This is a genomic window from Mycetocola spongiae, assembly GCF_020424085.1.
GTDB classification, from domain to species: domain Bacteria; phylum Actinomycetota; class Actinomycetes; order Actinomycetales; family Microbacteriaceae; genus Mycetocola; species Mycetocola spongiae.
Genome location: NZ_CP080203.1, coordinates 727272 through 748013, shown reverse-complemented (window position 1 = coordinate 748013; position 20742 = coordinate 727272). Strand labels below are relative to the sequence as shown.

Below are 20742 nucleotides of genomic sequence, written 5' to 3'. Positions count from 1 at the left end.
CCCATGAAATCCAATATCAACATCCTTTGGATCCTCGCGGTCTTCTGCTTCATCCTGTGTGGCGTGTACACGTTCTGGAACCTCGCCGATGCTGCCCACGGCCGCGTCGAGTGGGTCGGAACCGTTACGCTCGCACTGTCGGGTATCCTGAGCGCGTTTGTCGCCTTCTACCTGCGTCTTGTTTATAAGAAGCAGGGTGGGGAACTCCCCGAGGACAACATCGCAGCCAATATCGATGACGCCGATCCCGAGATCGGACACTTCGCTCCCTGGAGCTGGTGGCCCATCGTTCTGGTGGGTGCCATCTCGGTGGTCATCATCGGAATGTCGATCGGTCAGAACGGCAACTTCTGGCTCGCCTGGTTCGGTGGCCCGCTGGTTCTGGTCGGCATCGTCGGCTGGGTCTACGAGTTCTACCGCGGACGTTTCGCACACTAGGTACTATTACAAAAAGGTCCACACTCTCCCCCGGGAGGGTGTGGACCTTTTGTGTTTCCCTGGGCGCATAATGGGAACCATGAGTGGATCAGTGCAGGGCGCCGCCGTGGTTCCGGAACTCCTCGCGGCGCTGGGCCCCGCGCTCGGGCGCGGGGTCGCCCCCGCAAACCGGGGCGGCCCGCGCATCTGGTGGGCGGATCGCCGGTTGGATGTGGAGGGCCTGGCCCTGGGTTCGGTGCAGGCGCTGGCCTCGGCCGTGAACGCCCGCGTGCCGGGCGCGCGGATCGGCCTGGATGCGGCCGGTGTTGCCGCATCCTTTGACTCCTTCTCGCGGCTGCGCGTGAACGGACGCGCCCCCACGGCGTTTGCCCCGCTCTCGGGCTTCCACGAAGTGGCGGATGGCTGGGTGCGGATACACGCCAATTACCCGCATCACGAGGCGGCCCTGCTGCGGGCGCTCGGCGTGGACGGCGCCCGGGCCGCGCGCGAGGCGCTGGCGCGGCTCACGGCGGGCGAGATCGAGGATCGGGTATCCGCGGCCGGGGGAGTGGCCGCGGCGGTGCGTAGCGAGAGCGCCTGGGCCGCGACGCCGGGCGCCCGTGCCCTCGCCGACGAGCCCTGGATCAGATTTGATTCCGTGAACCGGGCGATGCCCCGTCCCCGGCCCGCCCGCGGCGGGGGCCTGCCGCTCGCGGGCGTTCGGGTGCTTGCGCTGACCCGGGTGATCGCGGGCCCGGCCGCCGGCCGCATCCTGGGCGCCCTGGGCGCGGATGTGCTGCGCATCGACCCTCCCCGGATGCCTGAATTGCCCGATCAGTTTCTGGATACCGGATGGGATACCCGCAGCGCCGAGGCGGATCTGCGGGAGGGCCCGGCGGCGGGGCGCGTGCGGGAGCTCCTGGCGGGCGCCGATATCGTGCTGCTGGGCTATCGGCCGCGGGGACTGGCCGCGCTGGGGCTCACACCCGCCGAGCTGGCCCGCGACTATCCGGGCCTGGCCGTGGTTGCGCTGGATGCCTGGGGAGATGTCGGACCACTTGCCGACCGCCGCGGTTTTGACAGCATCGTGCAGGCGGCCGTGGGGATCGCGGATCTCTACGCCTCGGGCGCGGGCCCGGGAGCACTCCCCGTGCAGGCGCTTGATCACGCAACGGGCATGGGGATGGCGGCGGCCGCCGTGGCCCTCCTGCGGGATCGGGAGGGCGAGGGAGGGGGAGTGGCGCATCTTTCGCTGGCCGCGACCGCACACGCGCTCCTGCGGCTTCCCCGGCCCGCCGGCGGCGAGGGCTTACGAGACCTGGAAACGCGCGAGCGTGTGCTGTCCGGAGCGGAGGGCTCGCTCACCTATGCCCCGCCCGCCCTGCTGCGCCGTGGTGCGCCGCTGGAGTTCCGGGTCGGACCGCCGGCCTATGGCTCCGGCACCCTGCGCTGGCTGAGCGAATAGGGCCTCCCACCGTCGCGGCGGGGGAGGGGAGCGGTTGCGGCCGTGAAATACAGAACGGGCGTTGAACTCCTCCGAAGAGAAGTTCAACGCCCGTTGCGTTATTGAATCAGACCCTAGTGGTGGTCCTCATCGCCGTGTGCCTTATCCAGCTCGGTCTGCGAGACCGGAGCGATCCGGTCCTCGAAGAACCAGCGGGACAGGGATACGCGGAGGCGCTCACCCGCGGTGATCTTGCCCTGCGCGTTGGGGCGCAGCATGATCGGGGCGTTGTCCTTATAGCTGACCAGTTCCCAGCGCTCATAGTCCGAGACCTGCTCGTGAACCTCGATGTACTCGCCACCGGGGAGGCGGACGATGCGTCCGGTCTCATAGCCGTGGAGGGCAATCTCGCGGTCCTTCTTCTGCAGGCCGAGGCATACGCGCTTCGTGATGAAGTAGGCGATGAACGGTCCGAAGATAAGCAGGAACTGCAGGGTGTGAATGACACCCTCCATGGTCACCATGAAGTGCGTGGCGATCAGGTCGGAGCTGGCCGCGGCCCACATGACGGCGTAGAAGGTCACGCCGGCTGCACCGATAGCGGTACGGGTCGGGGCGTTGCGGGGGCGGTCGAGGATGTGGTGCTCGCGCTTATCTCCGGTGATCCACGCCTCAATGAAGGGGTAGATCAGGACGGTGACAATGAACAGACCCAGGATGATCACGGGGATCAGGATGCCGAAGCTCCAGGTGTGGTTCAACCAGACAAACTCGAGGTGCGGGGGAGCCAGACGCAACATTCCATCGGCAAAACCGATATACCAGTCGGGCTGGGTACCCGCTGAAACCGGCGAGGGGTCATACGGTCCGTAGTTCCAGATCGGGTTGATCTGGAAGAACGTCGCGATGGCCATGATGACACCGAAGACGATGAAGAAGAATCCACCGGCCTTGGCGGCATATACGGGGAGCACGGGGAAACCAACAACGTTACCCTCGGTGCGGCCCGGGCCAGGGTACTGCGTGTGCTTGTGAACAACCACAAACAGCAGGTGCATCGCGATGAAGACCAGCAGCATGGCCGGCAGGATCATGATGTGCAGCGAGTAGAGGCGGCCCACGATATCGGTGCCCGGGAACTCCCCACCAAACAGGAGGAAGGAGATCCAGGTGCCGACCAGCGGGAAGCCCTTGATCATTCCGTCGATGATGCGCAGACCGTTACCGGAGAGCAGGTCATCGGGGAGCGAATAGCCGGTGAATCCCTCGGCCATGGCGAGGATAAACAGGACAAAACCGATGACCCAGTTCAGCTCGCGGGGCTTGCGGAAGGCGCCGGTGAAGAAGATGCGCAGCATGTGCAGACCGATGGACGCCACGAACAGCAGGGCCGCCCAGTGGTGTACCTGGCGCATGAGCAGACCACCGCGGATATCAAACGAGATATCCAGGGTGGAGGCCATGGCCGCCGACATATGAATGCCGTTCATCGGAACATAGGAGCCCTCATAGGCCACGTGGGTCATCGATGCGTCGAAGAAGAACGTCAGGAACGTTCCCGAGAGCAGGATGACAACGAAGCAGTAGAGTGCTACCTCACCGAGCAGGAAGGACCAGTGGTCCGGGAAAACCTTGCGACCAAACTCCTTGACGGCACCGGAGATGCTGGTGCGCTCGTCAAGATAGTTTGCCGCCTTGGCGGTGAATCCACCCGAATTCTTAGATGCGGCCGGGTTGGTGGGTGCAGGGGCCGTTGTGGTACTCAATGACGCTCCCAGAAGCTCGGTCCGACAGGCTCGGTGAAGTCGCTCTGAGCGATGAGGTAACCCTCATCGTCCACGGCGATCGGGAGCTGCGGCAGGGGACGGGCGGCCGGTCCGAAGATAACGGCACAGTGGTTGGTGACATCAAACTGCGACTGGTGGCAGGGGCACAGCAGGTGGTGCGTCTGCTGCTCATAAAGAGCAACGGGGCAACCCACGTGTGTACAAACCTTCGAGTACGCAACGATGCCGTTATAGGACCAGTCCTTGCGCTCGGGGAGCTCATTCAGGTCCTCGGGCTTCAGGCGCATGAGGAGGACGATGGCCTTGGCCTTCTCCTCCAGCATGTTTTCGGCGGTGCTGAGGTCCTCGGGGATGACGTGGAACGCCGATCCGAGGGTGACATCCGAGGCCTTGATGGGCGTACCGGAGGGGTCACGTGCCAGGCGGGTGCCCTTCTTCCACATGGTCTGCTTCAGCAGCTCTACCGGGTCCTCGTCATACGGTGCAAGACCGCGGAAGAGGGCGACGGCGGGAAGGGGGAAGACCACCAGTGCGCCGATCAGCGAGTTGCGAATGAGTGAGCGACGACCGAAGCCGGACTCCTCATTTGCCTCCTCGAAGATCTCGATGGCGCGGGCGCGGGTCTCGTCGGTTCCGCGAACCGGGTGGCGCTCGTCCACCGATTCGTGATCGGCCATGAGGGCCTTGCCCCAGTGCACGGCGCCGATACCCAGGGCCAGCAGTGCCAGCGTGGCACCCAGACCGATGAAGAGGTTATTGGCGCGTACCGTCTCCATGTTGGCGCTGTCGATCGGGAAGAGCATATAGGCGGCTACCGCCCACAGGCTTCCCACGGCCGACAGGAAGAACAGGGTATAAACGGTGCGCTCGGCCTGCTTATCCTTCTTCGGATCGAGGTCCGTGACGCGCGGGCGGTGCGGGGGATGCCCGGGGTTCTCAACGGCGTCCTTGCTCACCACGCCCACACCGGTGTCGACCGGTGCGACGTCATGCGAGGAGGAGTTCGCAGCGGCGAGATCCTTGCCGCTGTTATCGTCCTGTGCCATTGTGCTCCTTACGTGATTGCTGTGTCATGATCATGGTGTCCGTATCGCTAGTTGGACTTGGCCGTGATCCAGACCGTCAGAGCCACAATGGCGCCGAGGCCGAAAATCCAGATGAACAGACCCTCGGCAACGGGGCCGAGCGATCCGAGTCCGATACCACCGACGTTGCCCATGTTCTCCTGGTACTTCAGCGCGGTGATGATATCGCGCTTGCCCTCGGGAGAGATGTTCATGTCGTTGAAGACGGGCATGTTCTGCGGGCCGGTGATCATGGCCTCGTAGAGGTGAGTGGGGGTTACTCCCACCAGGCTGGGGGCGAACTTACCCTCGGTAAGCGCTCCACCCGAACCGGCCACGTTATGGCACATGGCGCAGTTGATGCGGAAGAGTTCCGCGCCATTGGCTGCATCGCCGTCGGCGTCCAGGTACTTGGCGTCGGGGATCGAGGGGCCGGGGCCCGTGCTTCCCACATAGACGGCCAGCTGGTCGATCTGGTCCTGGGTGAACTGAACCGGCTTCTTCTGCGCCTGCGGGCCGTGGCCCTGCATGGGCATACGGCCGGTTCCTACCTGGAAGTCGACCGCGGCCGCTCCCACACCGACGAGGCTGGGCCCGTCGGGGCTACCCTCGGCCTGGAGGCCGTGGCAGGTAGCACAGTTGGCCTGGAAGAGCTTGGAGCCCTCCTCTACGGCCGACGCGGAGGTGGCCACGGGAGCGGTTTCGGCCGCTGCAGTGGTGGCACTTACCGCGGCATAGGCGCCACCGGTGAACAGAAGGCCCATGGCAATAAGCGCGGCAGCGGCCGCCGGCGAACGGCGTCCGGTGCGGCGGCCCTTACCGGCGGCGGGTGTTGACAATTTGCGTGACATGGCGTTTAGCAGACTCTCGTATTTCTTATCTCAGGACGTAAACGATGAGGAAGAGGGCGATCCAGACCACATCGACGAAGTGCCAGTAATAGGACACAACGATGGCGCTCGACGCTTCCTTATGACCAAAGTTCTTCACGGCGTAGCCGCGACCGATGATCAGGAGGAAGGCGATAAGACCGCCGATAACGTGGATGCCGTGGAAGCCGGTCGTCATGTAGAACGCGGAGCCATAGGCGTCGGAGTTCAGCGCGATTCCCTCGCTGACCAGGGTGGCGTACTCCCAGATCTGGCCGGCTACGAAGATCGCACCGAGAGCATAGGTGAGGAAGAACCACTCAACCATGCCCCACTGCGAGGGCTTCGGACCAGTCGACCGAGCCTGGAGCCTCTCCGCTGCGAACACGCCGGCCTGACAGGTGAAGGATGAAGACACCAGGATCAGCGTGTTGGTAAACGCAAACGGGAAGTTCAGTACGGACGTTCCGTGCTCCCACAAATCGGGGGCTACGGAACGCAGGGTGAAGTAGATCGCGAATAGACCCGCGAAAAACATGACCTCACTACCGAGCCATACGATTGTTCCTACGGCTACGTTATTGGGTCTGTTGATCTTCGGGGCTTTCGCCGCATAGTTCAAAGAAGTGCTCGTCACTCCTCCATTATGGCCGATTTGGCGGGAACTTTTTCCCATTGACATAGCCTTTCAACCGTTATTCGGGGTTAGGTTCACCTAAGTCTCTGCCGTGAATATCCCGTGAGTCTGCATGATTACGCGGTTTTCCGGTCTGCGCGTCGGCAAAAAGATGATGTTAAGGATTAACCATGTCCGGAGATTCGTGTCCGGAGCAATATGATTTTACGTATGTTGGATTCCTTTTCCTGGCCCGAAGTCCTGTCCGCGCTCCTTTCCGGGGAGGACCTCAGCGTGGCCGAGGCCACCTGGGCAATGCAGGAGATCGTCTCGGGCGGCGCGACCCAGGCGCAGATTGCCGCCTTCCTGATCGCGCTGCGCGGCAAGGGCGAGACCGTGGACGAGGTGGTAGGTTTCCGCGATGCCATCCTCGATCACGCCGTGCCGCTGCCCCTGGATTCGATGGCGCTGGACATCGTGGGCACCGGCGGTGACCGATTTGGCACGGTGAATATCTCCACGATGGCCTCGGTGGTCGCGGCCGCCTCCGGCGTTCCCGTGATTAAGCATGGAAACCGGGCCGCCAGCTCGAGCTCGGGGTCAAGCGATGTGCTGTCGGCCCTGGGAATCGACCTCACCCTCTCGCCCGAGGACGTGGCGGGTGTGCTGGGCGAGACCGGGGTGACCTTCGCCTATGCGTCCGCATTCCATCCGGGATTCGCCCATGCCGCCCCGGTGCGGCGCGAGCTGGGCATCCCCACCGTGTTTAACTTCCTGGGCCCCCTGACCAACCCGGCGCGTCCCGAGGCCTCGGCCGTGGGTGTGGCCCAGGCCGACCGGGTTCCCCTTATTACCGGGGTATTCCAGACCCGCGGCGCCACCGCGCTGGTATTCCGCGGCGATGACGGGCTCGACGAGCTCACCACCACCGGGCACTCACATATCTGGGAGATCAGCCGCGGTCGCGTGACCGAGCACGACCTGGATCCCCGCGATTTGGGTATCCCCGTGGCGAAGATGGCGGATCTGGTGGGTGGAGATCCCGCGGCCAATGCCGCGATTGTGCGCCGCGTGTTTGAGGGCGAGACCGGTCCCGTGCGCGATATTGTGCTGCTGAACGCCGCCGCCGGCATCGTGGCCTATCGTCTCGCGGAGGATCACACCCGCATGGAGGAGCCCATCCTGGAGCGCTTCGCCGCGGAACTGGCCACCGCGCGGGAGACCATCGACTCGGGCGCGGCGCTGGCCAAGCTGGACCAGTGGGTCGCCGCCACCCGGCGCCGCTCAACCCCCGCCGTTTAGCTCACCCCTTCCCCTCGGGCCCCTCGCGGACCTAGGTTGGGAGGTCACGGGCAGGGCGCAGTGGGCGCAACACCCAGGAGGAATTCCGATGAAAAAGTTCATGAACGATCCGCGGTCGCTGGTGACCGAATCGCTGGCGGGCTATGTGCGGGCACACTCCGACCTGTTGCGCGCAGTCCCGGAAACCCCCGCGGCGGTGCGTCGCGCGGGTTCACTCCCGGGCACCGTGGCCGTTATCTCCGGTGGCGGGAGCGGGCATGAGCCTCTGCCGCTGGGCTTTATCGGCGAGGGCATGCTCGCGGCGGGGGTCTGCGGCGAGATCTTCAGCTCACCCACCCCGGACGCGATAATTCGCACCGCCCGGATGGCCGATAGCGGCGCGGGTGTGCTTTTTCTCGTGAATAACTACACGGGTGACGTGATGAACTTCGAGATCGCCGCGGAGCTGCTGGCGGGATTTGGCATCGAGGTGCGCACGGTACTCGCGGACGATGATGCGGCCCTGGACCGCGAACCCGGGGGTCCGGGGCGACGCGGCATCATGGGTATTGTGGTGGCCGCGAAGATTGCCGGGGCCGCCGCCGAGCGCGGAGAGGACCTCGATGCCGTGGCCGCTCTCGCCCGGGACGCCGTGGCGCGCACGGCCACCGTGGGCGTGGGGCTGCGGGCGGGTATCCTCCCGCTCAGCGGCCGACCCAGCTTCGACGTGGGCGAGACGGAGATGGAGGTGGGGATCGGGATTCATGGCGAGCCCGGCCGCGAGCGTCGCCCGGTCCTGCGTGTGGACGACCTGCTGGCGGATCTGCTGGCGCCGAGCCTCGCGGCGCTGGCCCCCGAACCGGGTGCTGATCTGATTTTGATCGTGAACGGACTCGGTGCCACGCCCCTGGCCGAACTCTCCGTACTCTCCGGCGCCGCCGATCGGGCCCTCACGGAGCGGGGCTTTCACCCCGCGCGCGGGCTGCTCGGAAATTATGTGACCTCGCTTGATATGCAGGGCGCGTCGATATCGCTTTTCCGGGCCGATAGCGAGATGCTGGGACTCTGGGATGCTCCCGTGCATACGCCGGCGCTGAGCTGGGGTCAAACGAGGTAGATCCCCGACCTGGATAATCCCATGGACAAAGGAGTGACGATGGGTCTCACCGGAAATTGGGCCGCCGCCTGGCTGCGCGAGAGCGCGGATGTGCTGGAGGCCAATCGGGAGCGCTTAAGCGAGCTGGACCGGGAAATCGGCGATGGCGATCACGGCGATAATATGGCGCGTGGTTTTTCGGCCGTGCGGGCGGCGCTTCCCGATCCCGGCCTGGCACCGACCCCCGCGACGCTTTTTCATCTGACGGCAATGACGCTGATCTCCACCGTGGGCGGGGCTTCGGGCCCCCTTTATGGCACCGCGTTTCTGAAGGCCTCGGGGGTTGTGGGTTCCGCAACCGAGCTGGGCTCCTCGGCGGTTGTGGCGCTCCTCACGGCGGCCCGGGACGGCGTGCAAACGCGCGGCAAGGCCCAGGAAAACGATAAGACCATGCTGGATGCCTGGGGGCCCGCCGTGCGTGCCGCCGCCGACGCTGCCCGCGCGGGCGCGAGTCCCCGCGAGGTGTTGCGGGCGGCCGCGGAAGCCGCGGCGCGGGGTTCCGCGGCGACCATTCCGCTGCTCGCCCATCAGGGCCGCGCGAGCTATCTGGGGGAGCGCTCGATCGGGCATGAGGACCCCGGTGCGGCCTCGACCGCGTTGATCCTGGCGGCCGCCGTGACCGCCGCCGAGCGCGTGGGGGAGGGCGAATGAGCCCGGCCGCGCGCGTGGGCCTGGTTTTTGTCTCGCATAGCGCAAAGATCGCCGAGGGAATCGTGGATCTCACCGCGCAGATGGCTGCCGATATCGCGCTCCTGCCCGCCGGCGGCACCGCCGCGGGGGGCATCGGGACCGATTTTGCCCGCGTGAGCGACGCGATTCAGGCGGCGGAGAGTGGTGCCGGGGTGCTGGTGCTCTGCGATCTGGGTTCCGCCGTGCTCACCGCGGAGACCGCGCTGGATTTTCTGGACGAGGAGCAGCGCGCCCGCGTCCTGATCTCCCCGGCCCCGCTCGTGGAGGGAGCCGTGGCCGCCGCGGTGGCCGCGCAGATCGGCCGCACGCTCGCGGACGTGGCCGCCGCCGCGCTGACCGCGATCTCCGTGGTCGATTCGGTTCCCGGGAGTGCCCCGGCGCTGGGCGAGGTGGCTCCGCCACTGGGCGGGGATTATCGCCGCCGGGTTGTGATCGTTAATAGGGACGGCCTCCACGCGCGTCCCGCGGCCGAGTTCTCGAAGCTGGCCGCCACCTTCCCGGTGCGGGTGCTGGTGAACGGGCGCGATGCCAAGAGCCTGCTCCTCGTGATGTCCCTCGGGCTGCTTCCGGGCATGGAGGCCGAGATTTCCAGCTCCGACCCCGAGGGTCGCCGCGCGGTGGACGCGCTGGCGGACCTGATCGAGGACGGTTTCGGGGAGCGCTAAGCGAACCCGGGCGCTGCCGACCCGGGACAGGGCGGGATCACCGGCGCGGAGCCGGGTGACGCGCGGCCCGGGTTCGGGCCGGCGCCACCCGGATATGCGCTAGCGGTGCTGGGCGCCGCCAAACTCGCCAAGGCCGGTCAGGAGCGCGCGGCCGAGGGTGTGGAAGTGCAGGTTAAAGCCGAGGACCGTCGGGGTGAGTGTGGGGTCGATGTCCAGGGTGGGCACATCCACCGCGTGCACGGCAAAGATATAGCGGTGCACGCCGGTTCCCTCGGGCGGGCCCGCCCCGGCGAAGGCGGGTACGCGGGCATCATTGGGGAGCGTGATTGCGCCCTCGGGGAGCAGATCGCTATCGGGGGAGCCGGCCCCGGCCGCCAGCTCGGTGACGTCCAGCGGGAGATTAAATACGGCCCAGTGCCAGTAGCCGGCCCCGGTGGGAGCATCGGGATCAAAGCATGTCACGGCGAAGCTCCGGGTCTGCTCCGGGAAGTCGCTCCAGCGCAGGTGCGGTGACAGGTCGCCGCCACCCGCGGCGGCCCCGTACTGGGCAAGCGCGAGGGGCTGATTGGCGTCCAGGTCATCGCTGCGCAGCGCAAAAGACGGCACGGTATCAAGTAGCTCATAGGGGTTATAGGCGAGCATTATTCTCCGATGTTAGGCGGGATGGTGTGAGGGGATTCTAGTCCCCCACCCCGGGAAAGTGACCGGGTCCTGGCCGATGGGGCACCGTGCGAGCCCGCCCGGGGCGGCCGGGCTCGTGACCCACCGCACGAGCCGCGGAGGCGTGCCTCCGCGCCGGAATTACGGGGGTATTGACCCCAACTTAGACAAAGTGGAGGCGCGCCTACGGGGTGCCGAGATTCGGATCCAGTTCCACGCGGCGCGCCCCCGGGCCCTCCTGGCCGAGCCGATCCTGCGGGTTGAGTAGGGTGCAGTGGTCGGCCGAGAGGCAGCCGCATCCGAGGCAGCCCGTGAGCTCCGCGCGCATGCGCTCAAGCATCGCCGCCCGCCGCGCCAATTGCTCCTGCCAGCCGAGGGAGATACGCTCCCAATCGGCCTGTGTGGGTGGCTTATGTGCCGGAAGGGTGGCAAAGACCTCGGCCACGTCCGCGAGCGAGATTCCCAATCGCGAGGCAATCTGAATCAGGGAGATGCGACGCAATACGTGGCGGCGAAACAGGCGGGCGTTACCCGCCCCGCGTTCGGCGGGCAGGAGCCCGATGTCCTCGTAATAGCGCACGGCCGAGACGGCCGCCCCGCTGCGGCGGGCCACCTCGCCAATGCTCAGAAGATCGTTTTTATCGCGCATATCGCCGCCCGTCGGTTGACCTCAAGTGTACTTGAGATCCTAGCCTGGCGACCATGACTATTCTTGATCCTTCGCCCGGCACCTGGGGCGATCTGCTGGGGCGTCGCTACCTGGGCACCTCGGTTGTCCTGGCCGGCGGCGTGGCACTCTGCGCGATAAACGTTTACCTGACCACAAGCCTGCTGCCCACCGCCGTGAACGAGATCGGCGGTGAGCACTATTATTCGCTGGCCTCCAGCGTGTATCTGATCGCATCGGTGATCGCCGCACTCACCGTGGGTGCCGTATTGCTGCGGCTGGGCCCGCGCGCCTCCTATCTCCTGGGCCTTGGGATCTTTGCCGCCGGGGTTCTGGCCTGCTTTTTGGCTCCCACGATGGAGGTATTTCTGCTCGCCCGCGTGGTGCAGGGCCTGGGTGGGGGACTCCTCGCGGGCCTCGGCTATGCGGTCATTAACGCGGTGCTGCCGCGGGAACTCTGGACCCGGGCCAGTGCCCTTGTCTCGATGATGTGGGGAGTGGGAACGCTTGTGGGCCCCATCGTGGGTGGATTATTTGCCCAGCTGGGGCAGTGGCGGGCCGCCTATCTGGTGCTTCTGATCGTGACGCTCTGCGTGGCGGTGCTTGTCCCCTTCTCCCTGCCGCGCGGCACGGGGGAGCGCGCCGGCGTGGTCCGGGTGCCCTATCTGGCGCTTGTGATTCTGACGGCGTCCACCGCGCTCATCAGTGCCGCGAGCGTGGTGGAGGCCCCGCTGTCCAAAATTGCAGCGGTGATCCTGGCGTTGATCCTGCTTGCGGTTTTCCTCCTCGCGGATCGGCGTGCCGCGGACGGTGTTTTCCCGCGGGCAACCTTCGGTGCGGGCGCGCTGAAGTGGATCTATGTCACGATCGCCGTGCTCTCGGCGGCGTCCACCGCGGAAATCTTCATCCCCCTATTTGGGCAGCGCCTCGGTGGCCTCTCCCCGCTGCTGGCCGGTTTTCTCGGTGCGGTACTCGCGGTGGGGTGGACGCTGGGTGAGATCTGGTCCGCGGAGAAGCATCGTCCCGGTACCGTACGCCGGATCGTGATCGCCGGCCCCCTCCTGGTCGCGGGGGGACTGGCGGCGGTGGCGGCATTCCAGAACCTCGCTGTCTCGCTGCCCGTGCTGCTCCTCTGGGCCCTGGGGTTGCTGCTGGCCGGGGCGGGAATTGGGATCGCCTGGCCGCATCTCGCCGCCGCGGCGATGGGGGCGGTGGCCGATCCCGTGGAGGGGGCCAAGGCCTCCGCCGCCATTAGTACCGTGCAGCTGATTGCCAATGCCTTTGGTGCGGCGATCGCGGGGCTGCTGGTGAGCTTTGGGTCGAGCACGCTGGCCTCGGCGAATCTGCTCTACGCGGGGTTTGCCGCGCTTGCGGCGCTGGTGTGCTGCGCCGCGGTGCGCGCAATTCCGCGCGTGCGCTCCCGGGCCTAAGAGGTCTCCGCGGTGACGGGCCCCGGCGTGGCGAAATATTCGCCCCGACCGGGTGGCCGCGGCCGGGCGTCCGGCTCGCGTCGTGCCCACCCGATGGTCACAGAGATATCAAATGCTATGTACTGCCCCGGGATGACGGCGATTTTGCGACAGTCGAGGTGCCCTTTTCCGGGATGCCATCCCGGCGGGTTGGGCATAATCCGCGGCGGGACGCGGCCGGGCACGAAAAAATTCGGCCGCCATGACTCGTCATAACCCTTGTATGTGAAACGAATTTTGCAGTAATCTCTGGGCGAAGCTTCGGATATCCCGGGGCTCCCGAAAAAGGGGTTAATAATGGGTTTCTGGGAAAACATCTGGAACATTCTTCTGGTCTTCCTATACGCAATCGTTGTCATCAGCTATCTGTTTGCGCTGATCTCCGTGATCGGGGATCTGTTCCGCGATCACAAGCTCTCGGGCTGGGCGAAGGCGCTTTGGATCATCGGCCTCATCTTCATCCCGTTCCTTACCCTGGTGGTCTACCTGATCGCCCGCGGTAACGGAATGGCTCGCCGTTCGGCCGAGGCCCAGCGCGATGCGCAGACCGCCACCGACGCGTATATCCGCGAGGCCGCCGGGCGCGCAACGCCCAGCGATGAGATCGCCACCGCCAAGGCGCTCCTCGACTCCGGTGCAATCAGCACCGAGGAGTTTGAGCACCTCAAGGCCAAGGCCCTCGCCCGCTCCTAGGGAATAGTGCGCGGAGGATTGCCCTCCCGCGTGTGGCCCATCGCGTTTCGACGCGGTGGGCCACACCCGTATTTAATCGGTGCGACACGGGGAGCACCCGTTAGGCGCTTAACGTTCTGCACGTTTTTCCGGGGTTTTGCGCGGCCCCGCGGCCCGCTGCGCCCGCCCGGGAAATAAAAAAATCCCTCCGAATTCCGCGTAAACACGCGAAAAACGAGGGGATGAGGTGGTGCCGGTGGTGGGACTCGAACCCACACGTCCTTTCGAACAAAGCATTTTGAGTGCTCCGCGTCTGCCATTCCGCCACACCGGCATACAACAACATTACAAACATTACCGTACAATCGAGGTGTGACTGAGCAAGAAGCAACTACCCCCGCCCCGCGACGCGTTGTCGTCGCCGAGGACGAGTCCCTCATCCGTATGGACATCGTGGAGATCCTCCGCGATAACGGTTTCGAGGTGGTCGGCGAGGCCGGCGACGGCGAGACCGCTGTGGCCCTGGCCACCGAGCTGCGACCCGATCTGGTCGTCATGGATGTGAAGATGCCTCAGCTCGACGGAATCTCCGCGGCCGAGCGCCTGCATAAAAATAATATTGCCCCCGTGGTGCTGCTCACCGCGTTCAGCCAGAAGGAACTGGTGGAGCGCGCGAGCGAGGCCGGTGCGCTGGCCTATGTGGTCAAGCCGTTCACCCCGAACGACCTGCTCCCCGCGATTGAGATCGCCCTGAGCCGCCACCAGCAGATCATCACGCTGGAGGCCGAGGTTGCCGATATGGTCGAGCGCTTCGAGACCCGCAAGCTGGTGGACCGCGCCAAGGGCCTGCTGAACGAGAAGATGGGCCTGACCGAGCCCGAGGCCTTCCGCTGGATCCAGAAGGCGTCGATGGATCGTCGCCTCACGATGCACGATGTGGCCCAGGCCATCATCGAGCAGCTCAGCGCAAAGAGCTAATACCCCGCACGTATATGGGGGGCCTCCCGGATCATCCGGGAGGCCCCCTATGGGTTAAGCGGGGTGGGTATCAGCGCGGGTCCGCCGCGGGGGAGTCGTCCCGCGGCTCGGCGGCGTTCGGCTGCTCGGCCGGAGGGGATACGTGTGGGGGCCGAGCGGCATCCCGTGCCGGGGTGGCCTCCTCGGCGAGGCGGGTCTCGGCAGCGATTCGCGCGGAGGAGCTCCGCGCGAAATACCGATAGAGGAAGAGTGCGCCGATCAGCACGCCGATCAGCAGCGCCGCCGCGATGATATAGCCGAGTGGATTGCCCATTTTATGCTCCTCTGCCGCTGGATCCGCGGGGACCCCGGAAGGCCAGTCTACGGCTGGCGCGGCCCTAGCGGGAAAACTCGTGATGTAGCTCACCGAGGTGGGTCCGCGCGAGCGCACCCGCCTCCTCGGCGCGGCGATCGCGCACCGCGGAGAGAATCTCTCCGTGGGCATCGTGGTCGTGGCGGCGGCGCGGTGTCTGCCGGGTGAGGCGCAGCATATCGATCATGGCGGCGCGGCCGCGCGGGATAAACGCATCAAAGATGCCCAGGAGAACCTCGTTATGCGCGGCCGCGACCATCGCGCGATGAAAGGCGGTATCGGCGTCCACATAGGCGGCGTCGTCACCCTCGCGTGCCGCCGCCTCGCGATGCTCCAGCGCCACCCGGAGCGCGCGCAGATCGGCCGGGGTGCGCCGGGCCGCCGCGAGCCGGGCGGCCTCGCACTCGATGCCCATCCGGGCCTCGATCACCTCGAGGATCCCGGCGCGGCGCAGGACGATGTCCCAGTCCTCGCGCGGCTCCACCGAGAGAACAAAAACACCCGCACCCTGGCGGGGTTCCAGCATGCCGCGTCCGGCAAGTTCCCGAATGGCCTCGCGTATCGTGGAGCGCCCCACGCCGAGGGTGGCGGCGAGGGTGGTCTCCCCGGGGAGTTTATGTCCCACAGCCCATTCCCCCGCGGCGAGGCGGGTCAGTAGGGCGGCCACCACCTGGTCGGTGAGGGGGTTTCGTCGAATCGTGGAGGCCATCGTTACCTATCAGCTTGTCTGAGGAGTTGGATATCTGTATCGTAGCGGAAACCACCCCCGATAGGAAAGACCTACGCCGATGACCCTCACCCCGCCCACCCCCGCGCACTGGAATCAACAGCGCCCCTCCGGAATGCCCTCCTACCGCTATCGCGACGTCCACGATCGCGTGGATATTCCGCTACGGGAGCGCACCTGGCCCACCCGCAGGCTGAGCGCCGCGCCGCTCTGGGTCCCCGTGGACCTGCGCGATGGTAATCAGGCGCTGGCCGAACCAATGGACCCCGCACGCAAGCGCCGATTTTTTGAACTCATGGTGCGGATGGGATATACGGAAATCGAGGTGGGTTATCCCTCGGCCTCCCGTACCGATTTTGATTTTGTGCGCCTGATCGCCGAGACCGATATCGCGCCCGAGCACGTGACAATCGTGGTCTTCACCGCGGCCCGCGCCGACCTGATCGATCGCACCATCGCCTCGATCGCGGGCATCCGCAACCCGGTGGTGATCCACGTTTATGCCGCCACCGCACCCGCCTGGCGCGATGTGGTGCTGGGGAAAACCCGCGCCGAACTCTCCGCGCTGGTGCTGGCCGCGGGCGAGCGCGTGCTGCGCGGCACGGAACGGCTACCCAATGTGCGGTGTGAATTCTCTCCCGAGGTCTTTAACCTCACCGAACCCGATTATGTCCTGGACCTCTGTGATCGCATGACCGAGCTCTGGGATGCCACCCCGGAGCGGCCCGTGATTCTGAATCTCCCGGCCACCGTGGAGATCGCCTCACCCAATGTTTATGCGGATCAAATCGAATATATGAGCCAAAATCTCGCCCGGCGCGAGGGCGTGATCCTCTCGGTACATCCGCATAATGATCGTGGAACCGGTATTGCGTGTGCCGAGCTCGCGGTGCTCGCCGGGGCACAGCGCGTGGAGGGCTGCATCTTTGGCAACGGGGAGCGCACGGGCAATGTGGATATCGCGACGCTCGCGCTGAACCTGCACGCGCAGGGGATCGACCCGATGATCGATTTTTCCGATATCGACGAGGTGCGCCGCACGGTGGAATACTGCACGCGCATGCCGGTATCCGAGCGCCATCCCTATGTGGGAGACCTGGTTTATACGGCCTTCTCCGGCACGCATCAGGACGCCATTAAAAAGGGCCTCGCCTGGCATCACGCGCGCGCCGCGGAGGAGGGCGTGGATCCGGCCACCCGGGCCTGGTCGGTGCCGTATCTGCCGATCGACCCGGCGGATGTGGGGCGCTCCTATGACGCCGTGATCCGGGTGAATAGCCAGTCGGGCAAGGGAGGGATCGCCTATCTGCTGCTCACCGATCACGGGCTGGACCTGCCGCGCCGCCTGCAGATCGACTTCTCCGCCCGCGTGCAGCGCCATACCGAAAGCTCGGGGGCGGAGATCAACTCCTCCACCCTGCGCACCCTCTTTGATGAGGCCTATCTGGGTGCTGGCGGCGGCGTGCGGGTCCTGAGCTGGGAAACCCGCACCGGGGAGGACGGTTCCGAGGTGGCCGGCGGCATGCTGAGCATCAACGGCCAAAACCGCGTGGTCGAGCGCCGCGGACAGGGCCCCATCGACGCGCTAATCTCGGCCCTGGACGAGGCTGGAATCCGGATCGAGGTGCACGGGCTGACCCAGCAATCGCTCGAACGGGGGAGTGCGGGCCGCGCCGTGACCTACCTGGAATACGGATCCGGCGATACCGTGGCCTGGTCCGCGGGAATCGCCGGATCGGTCCTCGCCGCTAGCGTGGCGGCCGTGGCGGCCGCCGCCTCGGCGGTTAGCCGGGCTGCGGGGCGTCCTTAATCAGGTTGGTGATCCGAATCGTGGAGCAGCGGCGGCCCCGCTCATCGGTCACGATAATCTCGTGAACGGTGAGCGTGCGGCCGAGGTGGATCGGGGTGCATACCCCGGTGACAATCCCCGAGGTGGCCGAGCCGGTATGGGTGGCGTTGATATCCACGCCCACGGCCACCCGGTTGGCACCCGCATAGAGATTTGCGGACATCGATCCGAGCGACTCACCTAGAACCACATAGGCCCCGCCGTGCAGGAGGCCGATGGGCTGGGTATTGCCCTCCACCGGCATCGTGGCCACCGAGCGCTGCACCGTAAACTCGGTGATCTGGATGCCCATTTTTTCGGCCAGTGCGCCGATTCCGCGCTCGGCGAGATAGTCGAGACTGCTGTTTTCCGGGGTGGTCACGATGTGCCTTCCGTTCTCTAGGGGCTATTTGATAAAGCCGATGGCCGCGAGGAAACCAAATAGGCTTCCCGCGACGAGGGCGAAGGCCACGAGGGCCGCAATCAGTCCGCGGCGACGGCGGCGACGCTCGCGCACCGCCCGCTCGGCCGGCGTGTACTCGTCTTCGATGCTATAGCCGCTCACTGGGGATCCTCGGGGGTTGCGCCGTTCGGGAAAGTGAACGATCGCCTCGATGGTCTCATAACTTGGCCCCGGTCTGCATCTTGTGCGCGGCGACCGGGCGGGTGTCGCCCGTGTCTTATAGGCTGTGGGGGTGTCGGAAAATAAAAAGCCTACCCTCCTGATCATCGATGGCCACTCGCTGGCCTTCCGAGCCTTCTACGCGCTCCCGGTCGACAGCTTCCAAACCCGCGACGGGCAGCACACCAATGCCATTCACGGCTTCGTATCGATGCTGCTGAACCTGCTAAAAAACGAGAATCCCACCCACGTGGCCGTGGCCTTTGATATCTCGCGCTTCAGCTTCCGCACCCGCGAATATCCCGAATATAAGGGCACGCGTGGCGAGACCCCCTCCGAGTTCATCGGGCAGATTCCCCTGCTGCAGGAGGTGCTGGCCGCCATGAATATCGTGACCATCACCAAGGAGGACTACGAGGCCGATGACATCCTGGCCACGCTATCCGTGCAGGGCACCGAGGCCGGCTATCGGGTGCTTGTGGTCTCGGGTGACCGCGATGCCATCCAGCTGGTCAACGATAACGTCACCCTCCTCTACCCCTCGCGGCAGGGAGTCTCCGACCTCACCCGCTACGATCCGGCCAAGGTGCAGGAGCGCTATGGCATCCGTCCCGAGCAGTATCCCGATGTGGCGGCACTCGTGGGCGAGACCAGCGATAACCTGATCGGCGTGCCCAAGGTGGGCGAGAAGACCGCCGTGAAGTGGCTGGGCCTCTACGGCAGCCTCGACGGCATCCTCGAGAACGCCGAGAATATCGGCGGCAAGGTGGGGGAGAGCTTCCGCGAGCATAAGGAAAACGCGGTGCGTAACCGCCGCCTGAACCACCTCGTTACCGATGTGGAGCTTCCGTTCACGGTGCAGCAGCTGGAGCGCAAGCCCATCAACGAGGAGGGCGTGCGCGAGATGTTTGCGCGCCTGGAGTTCCGCACGCTGCTCGACCGCGTCTTTAAGCTTGAGGGCATCACCGGCTCCGCGGAGCCCGAGGCCCCGGCGGTGGAGGCGCCCGCCGCCCCCGCCATTCAGGAGCTCCTCGACGAGGAGCTGGGGGCCTGGCTCGCCCGTAATTCCGCCGCACACCCGGGTGGCCTCGCGCTGCAGTTTGAGCTGCACGACGGCCTGCCCGTGGCCATCGGTATCGCCTCCGCCTCCGAGTCCACGCTGCTGGCCTGGCATGCGGGCAGCGCCGATTATGCGCCGTTTGAGGCCTGGCTCGCGGGCGAGAGCCCCAAGATTATCCACGATGCCAAGCCCGTATTAAAGGCCCTCGCGCATGCACAGCTGCCCATCGGCGGGTTGCAGACCGATACGCTCATCGCCGGGTGGATCCTGCGCCCCGCGAGCCCCGATAAGACCCTCGGCGAACTGGTCACCCGCTATCTCGACGAGCATATGCCCGTGGCCGATCCCAATCAGCTGGTGCCCGAGGATAACGCCGATAACCCGGCGCTTCAGGCCTGGTATGTGGCCCGCGTGGCCGCGGCCCAGATTGCAATCCTCGACGAGGGTTCGGCCTCGGTGCTGCGGGATATCGAGATCCCCTCCACGCCGATCCTCGCCCAGATGGAGGAATACGGCGTGGCCGTGAACCACGGCGAACTCGCGGCGCTCTCCGCGCAGCTGGGAACCACGGCGGCCGATCTGGCCGAGCGGGCCTATGCCGAGATCGGGCGCGAGGTGAACCTCGGTTCCCCCAAGCAGCTCCAGGAAGTGCTCTTTGATCAGCTGGGCATGCCCAAGACCCGGGCCAATAAATCGGGATATTCCACCGATGCCAGCTCGCTCGCCGATCTGCAGGCCAAGAGCCCGCACCCGTTCCTCGGGCTGCTGCTGGAGCACCGCGATGCCACCAAGCTGCGCCAGATCGTGGAGACCCTCGATAAGGCGATTGCGCCCGATCACCGCGTGCATACCACCTATATCCAGACCGGAACAAGCACCGGGCGGCTGTCCTCCGCCGACCCAAACCTGCAGAATATTCCGGTGCGCAGCGCCGAGGGTCGCCATATCCGTGCGGCCTTCCAGGTGGGTGAGGGTTTTGAGTCCCTCCTCACCGCCGATTACTCTCAGATTGAAATGCGCATCATGGCGCATCTCTCCGGCGATGAGGGCCTGATCGAGGCGTTCCGCACGGGCGAGGACCTGCACCGCTTTGTGGGTGCCCGCATCTTTGGTGTGGAGCCCGCCGAGGTCAGCAACGAAATGCGTACCAAGGTGAAGGCGATGTCCTATGGGCTGGCCTATGGCCTGAGCGCGTTTGGCCTGTCCAAGCAGCTGCGGATCGATACCGGCGAGGCCAAAAAGCTGATGTCCGATTATTTTGAGCGCTTTGGTGCCGTGCGCGATTATCTGCGCGATGTGGTGGAGCAGGCCAAGATCGACGGCTATACCACCACGATCTTCGGCCGTCGTCGCCTGTTCCCCGATCTGGCCAGCCCCAACCGGGTGCTCCGGGATAACGCCGCTCGCGCCGCGCTAAACGCCCCGATTCAGGGCAGCGCCGCCGATATTATGAAGATCGCGATGATCAACGTCGCGGCCGATATGCGCGAGGCGCAGCTGGAGAGTCGGATGCTGCTCCAGGTACACGATGAGTTGATCTTTGAGGTGGCCACCGGCGAGGCCGAGGCGCTGGAAAAGATCGTGCGCGAGCGCATGGCCGGCGCGGCCGAGCTCACCGTGCCGCTTGAGGTGCAGGTGGGGCACGGTTCCAACTGGGACGAGGCCGCACACTAGCGCAGCCCCACCCCGAAAGCGGCCGTTCCACCCCGGGTGGAACG

General features: G+C 65.7%; 21 protein-coding genes and 1 tRNA gene. 11 read left to right on the top strand and 11 right to left on the bottom strand.

Going from position 1 to position 20742, the window contains the following annotated elements:
• The first annotated feature begins 3 nt into the window (after nucleotides 1-3).
• Together ctaF and KXZ72_RS03555 are read left to right on the top strand one after the other, a co-directional pair.
• On the top strand, nucleotides 4-438 hold the full coding sequence (gene ctaF, locus KXZ72_RS03560; protein ID WP_226082357.1) for an aa3-type cytochrome oxidase subunit IV: 435 nt from the start codon (nucleotides 4-6) through the stop codon (nucleotides 436-438).
• 79 nt (nucleotides 439-517) lie between these two features.
• A complete protein-coding gene (locus KXZ72_RS03555) occupies nucleotides 518-1882 on the top strand; it encodes a CoA transferase (protein ID WP_226082356.1) in 1365 nt (454 codons plus the stop codon).
• 113 nt (nucleotides 1883-1995) lie between these two features.
• Here KXZ72_RS03555 and qcrB read toward each other — a convergent pair whose 3' ends face one another.
• Genes qcrB through ctaE form a run of 4 tightly spaced genes read right to left on the bottom strand, consistent with a single transcriptional unit; the run spans nucleotide 1996 to nucleotide 6257 of the window.
• Entirely contained in the window at nucleotides 1996-3627 is a 1632-nt protein-coding gene (gene qcrB / locus KXZ72_RS03550) for a cytochrome bc1 complex cytochrome b subunit (RefSeq protein ID WP_226082355.1), read from the bottom strand.
• A complete protein-coding gene (gene qcrA, locus KXZ72_RS03545; RefSeq protein ID WP_226082354.1) occupies nucleotides 3624-4694 on the bottom strand; it encodes a cytochrome bc1 complex Rieske iron-sulfur subunit in 1071 nt (356 codons plus the stop codon). Before qcrA ends, qcrB begins: the two co-directional genes overlap by 4 nt.
• Before the next feature lie 47 nt (nucleotides 4695-4741).
• A complete protein-coding gene (gene qcrC / locus KXZ72_RS03540; RefSeq protein ID WP_226082353.1) occupies nucleotides 4742-5563 on the bottom strand; it encodes a cytochrome bc1 complex diheme cytochrome c subunit in 822 nt (273 codons plus the stop codon).
• A gap of 25 nt (nucleotides 5564-5588) precedes the next feature.
• Nucleotides 5589-6257, bottom strand: a complete 669-nt coding sequence (ctaE, locus tag KXZ72_RS03535; RefSeq protein WP_404823662.1) for an aa3-type cytochrome oxidase subunit III — start codon at nucleotides 6255-6257, stop codon at nucleotides 5589-5591.
• A gap of 171 nt (nucleotides 6258-6428) precedes the next feature.
• Here ctaE and trpD point away from each other — a divergent pair, with 171 nt between their 5' ends.
• The 4 genes from trpD (at nucleotide 6429) to dhaM (ending at nucleotide 9989) form a co-directional block, all read left to right on the top strand.
• Nucleotides 6429-7499, top strand: a complete 1071-nt coding sequence (gene trpD, locus KXZ72_RS03530) for an anthranilate phosphoribosyltransferase (protein ID WP_226082351.1) — start codon at nucleotides 6429-6431, stop codon at nucleotides 7497-7499.
• Nucleotides 7500-7587: 88 nt separating this feature from the next.
• Complete coding sequence (locus KXZ72_RS03525; protein ID WP_226082350.1) at nucleotides 7588-8595, top strand: dihydroxyacetone kinase subunit DhaK; 1008 nt, start codon at nucleotides 7588-7590, stop codon at nucleotides 8593-8595.
• Nucleotides 8596-8634: 39 nt separating this feature from the next.
• Nucleotides 8635-9285 carry a dihydroxyacetone kinase subunit DhaL gene (gene dhaL / locus KXZ72_RS03520; protein ID WP_226082349.1) on the top strand — a complete coding sequence of 217 codons (651 nt, stop codon included), beginning with the start codon at nucleotides 8635-8637 and terminating at the stop codon, nucleotides 9283-9285.
• Complete coding sequence (gene dhaM / locus KXZ72_RS03515; RefSeq protein ID WP_226082348.1) at nucleotides 9282-9989, top strand: dihydroxyacetone kinase phosphoryl donor subunit DhaM; 708 nt, start codon at nucleotides 9282-9284, stop codon at nucleotides 9987-9989. Before dhaL ends, dhaM begins: the two co-directional genes overlap by 4 nt.
• Nucleotides 9990-10088: 99 nt before the next feature.
• Here the strand turns inward: dhaM and KXZ72_RS03510 are convergent, their stop codons facing one another.
• Together KXZ72_RS03510 and soxR are read right to left on the bottom strand one after the other, a co-directional pair.
• The gene (locus tag KXZ72_RS03510; RefSeq protein WP_226082347.1) at nucleotides 10089-10631 is read right to left on the bottom strand and encodes a YbhB/YbcL family Raf kinase inhibitor-like protein; all 543 of its coding nucleotides are present in this window, start codon (nucleotides 10629-10631) and stop codon (nucleotides 10089-10091) included.
• 202 nt (nucleotides 10632-10833) lie between these two features.
• The gene (soxR, locus tag KXZ72_RS03505; protein WP_226082346.1) at nucleotides 10834-11298 is read right to left on the bottom strand and encodes a redox-sensitive transcriptional activator SoxR; all 465 of its coding nucleotides are present in this window, start codon (nucleotides 11296-11298) and stop codon (nucleotides 10834-10836) included.
• A 53-nt stretch (nucleotides 11299-11351) separates the two neighbouring features.
• On the opposite strand from soxR, the gene KXZ72_RS03500 reads away from it, so the two are divergent.
• Nucleotides 11352-12746 (top strand): MFS transporter, encoded by a 1395-nt coding sequence (locus KXZ72_RS03500; RefSeq protein WP_226082345.1) that lies wholly within the window; start codon nucleotides 11352-11354, stop codon nucleotides 12744-12746.
• Between the two features lie 336 nt (nucleotides 12747-13082).
• Entirely contained in the window at nucleotides 13083-13478 is a 396-nt protein-coding gene (locus KXZ72_RS03495) for an SHOCT domain-containing protein (RefSeq protein ID WP_226082344.1), read from the top strand.
• A gap of 227 nt (nucleotides 13479-13705) precedes the next feature.
• Here KXZ72_RS03495 and KXZ72_RS03490 read toward each other — a convergent pair.
• Nucleotides 13706-13791 (bottom strand) — tRNA-Leu (locus KXZ72_RS03490).
• A 38-nt stretch (nucleotides 13792-13829) separates the two neighbouring features.
• On the opposite strand from KXZ72_RS03490, the gene KXZ72_RS03485 reads away from it, so the two are divergent.
• Nucleotides 13830-14435: an ANTAR domain-containing response regulator gene (locus KXZ72_RS03485; protein ID WP_226082343.1), complete on the top strand. Its 606-nt coding sequence runs from the start codon at nucleotides 13830-13832 to the stop codon at nucleotides 14433-14435.
• Between the two features lie 70 nt (nucleotides 14436-14505).
• Here KXZ72_RS03485 and KXZ72_RS03480 read toward each other — a convergent pair whose 3' ends face one another.
• Both KXZ72_RS03480 and KXZ72_RS03475 read right to left on the bottom strand, forming a co-directional pair.
• Nucleotides 14506-14748, bottom strand: a complete 243-nt coding sequence (locus tag KXZ72_RS03480; RefSeq protein ID WP_226082342.1) for a hypothetical protein — start codon at nucleotides 14746-14748, stop codon at nucleotides 14506-14508.
• Between the two features lie 64 nt (nucleotides 14749-14812).
• A complete protein-coding gene (locus tag KXZ72_RS03475) occupies nucleotides 14813-15496 on the bottom strand; it encodes a FadR/GntR family transcriptional regulator (protein WP_226082341.1) in 684 nt (227 codons plus the stop codon).
• A gap of 79 nt (nucleotides 15497-15575) precedes the next feature.
• Between KXZ72_RS03475 and KXZ72_RS03470 the strand changes: the two genes are divergently transcribed.
• A complete protein-coding gene (locus tag KXZ72_RS03470; RefSeq protein ID WP_226082340.1) occupies nucleotides 15576-17324 on the top strand; it encodes a 2-isopropylmalate synthase in 1749 nt (582 codons plus the stop codon).
• Here the strand turns inward: KXZ72_RS03470 and KXZ72_RS03465 are convergent.
• The gene (locus KXZ72_RS03465; protein ID WP_226083416.1) at nucleotides 17299-17655 is read right to left on the bottom strand and encodes a hotdog fold thioesterase; all 357 of its coding nucleotides are present in this window, start codon (nucleotides 17653-17655) and stop codon (nucleotides 17299-17301) included. The two genes, KXZ72_RS03470 and KXZ72_RS03465, sit on opposite strands and share 26 nt — an antisense overlap.
• Before the next feature lie 93 nt (nucleotides 17656-17748).
• Entirely contained in the window at nucleotides 17749-17907 is a 159-nt protein-coding gene (locus KXZ72_RS03460) for a hypothetical protein (protein ID WP_226082339.1), read from the bottom strand.
• Nucleotides 17908-18037: 130 nt separating this feature from the next.
• Between KXZ72_RS03460 and polA the strand changes: the two genes are divergently transcribed.
• Nucleotides 18038-20698, top strand: a complete 2661-nt coding sequence (gene polA, locus KXZ72_RS03455; protein ID WP_226082338.1) for a DNA polymerase I — start codon at nucleotides 18038-18040, stop codon at nucleotides 20696-20698.
• Nucleotides 20699-20742: the final 44 nt, after the last annotated feature.

Bases quoted from the DNA above. Each gene is read 5' to 3' on its own strand.
- trpD (WP_226082351.1), top strand. From the start codon at position 6,429: ATGTTGGATTCCTTTTCCTGGCCCGAAGTCCTGTCCGCGCTCCTTTCC.
- KXZ72_RS03555 (WP_226082356.1), top strand. From the start codon at position 518: ATGAGTGGATCAGTGCAGGGCGCCGCCGTGGTTCCGGAACTCCTCGCG.
- KXZ72_RS03500 (WP_226082345.1), top strand. From the start codon at position 11,352: ATGACTATTCTTGATCCTTCGCCCGGCACCTGGGGCGATCTGCTGGGG.
- soxR (WP_226082346.1), bottom strand. From the start codon at position 11,298: ATGCGCGATAAAAACGATCTTCTGAGCATTGGCGAGGTGGCCCGCCGC.
- KXZ72_RS03465 (WP_226083416.1), bottom strand. From the start codon at position 17,655: ATGGGCATCCAGATCACCGAGTTTACGGTGCAGCGCTCGGTGGCCACG.
- qcrA (WP_226082354.1), bottom strand. From the start codon at position 4,694: ATGGCACAGGACGATAACAGCGGCAAGGATCTCGCCGCTGCGAACTCC.
- KXZ72_RS03470 (WP_226082340.1), top strand. From the start codon at position 15,576: ATGACCCTCACCCCGCCCACCCCCGCGCACTGGAATCAACAGCGCCCC.
- KXZ72_RS03525 (WP_226082350.1), top strand. From the start codon at position 7,588: ATGAAAAAGTTCATGAACGATCCGCGGTCGCTGGTGACCGAATCGCTG.
- KXZ72_RS03510 (WP_226082347.1), bottom strand. From the start codon at position 10,631: ATGCTCGCCTATAACCCCTATGAGCTACTTGATACCGTGCCGTCTTTT.
- KXZ72_RS03480 (WP_226082342.1), bottom strand. From the start codon at position 14,748: ATGGGCAATCCACTCGGCTATATCATCGCGGCGGCGCTGCTGATCGGC.
- dhaL (WP_226082349.1), top strand. From the start codon at position 8,635: ATGGGTCTCACCGGAAATTGGGCCGCCGCCTGGCTGCGCGAGAGCGCG.
- ctaF (WP_226082357.1), top strand. From the start codon at position 4: ATGAAATCCAATATCAACATCCTTTGGATCCTCGCGGTCTTCTGCTTC.
- KXZ72_RS03475 (WP_226082341.1), bottom strand. From the start codon at position 15,496: ATGGCCTCCACGATTCGACGAAACCCCCTCACCGACCAGGTGGTGGCC.
- ctaE (WP_404823662.1), bottom strand. From the start codon at position 6,257: ATGGGAAAAAGTTCCCGCCAAATCGGCCATAATGGAGGAGTGACGAGC.
- KXZ72_RS03495 (WP_226082344.1), top strand. From the start codon at position 13,083: ATGGGTTTCTGGGAAAACATCTGGAACATTCTTCTGGTCTTCCTATAC.
- qcrC (WP_226082353.1), bottom strand. From the start codon at position 5,563: ATGTCACGCAAATTGTCAACACCCGCCGCCGGTAAGGGCCGCCGCACC.
- dhaM (WP_226082348.1), top strand. From the start codon at position 9,282: ATGAGCCCGGCCGCGCGCGTGGGCCTGGTTTTTGTCTCGCATAGCGCA.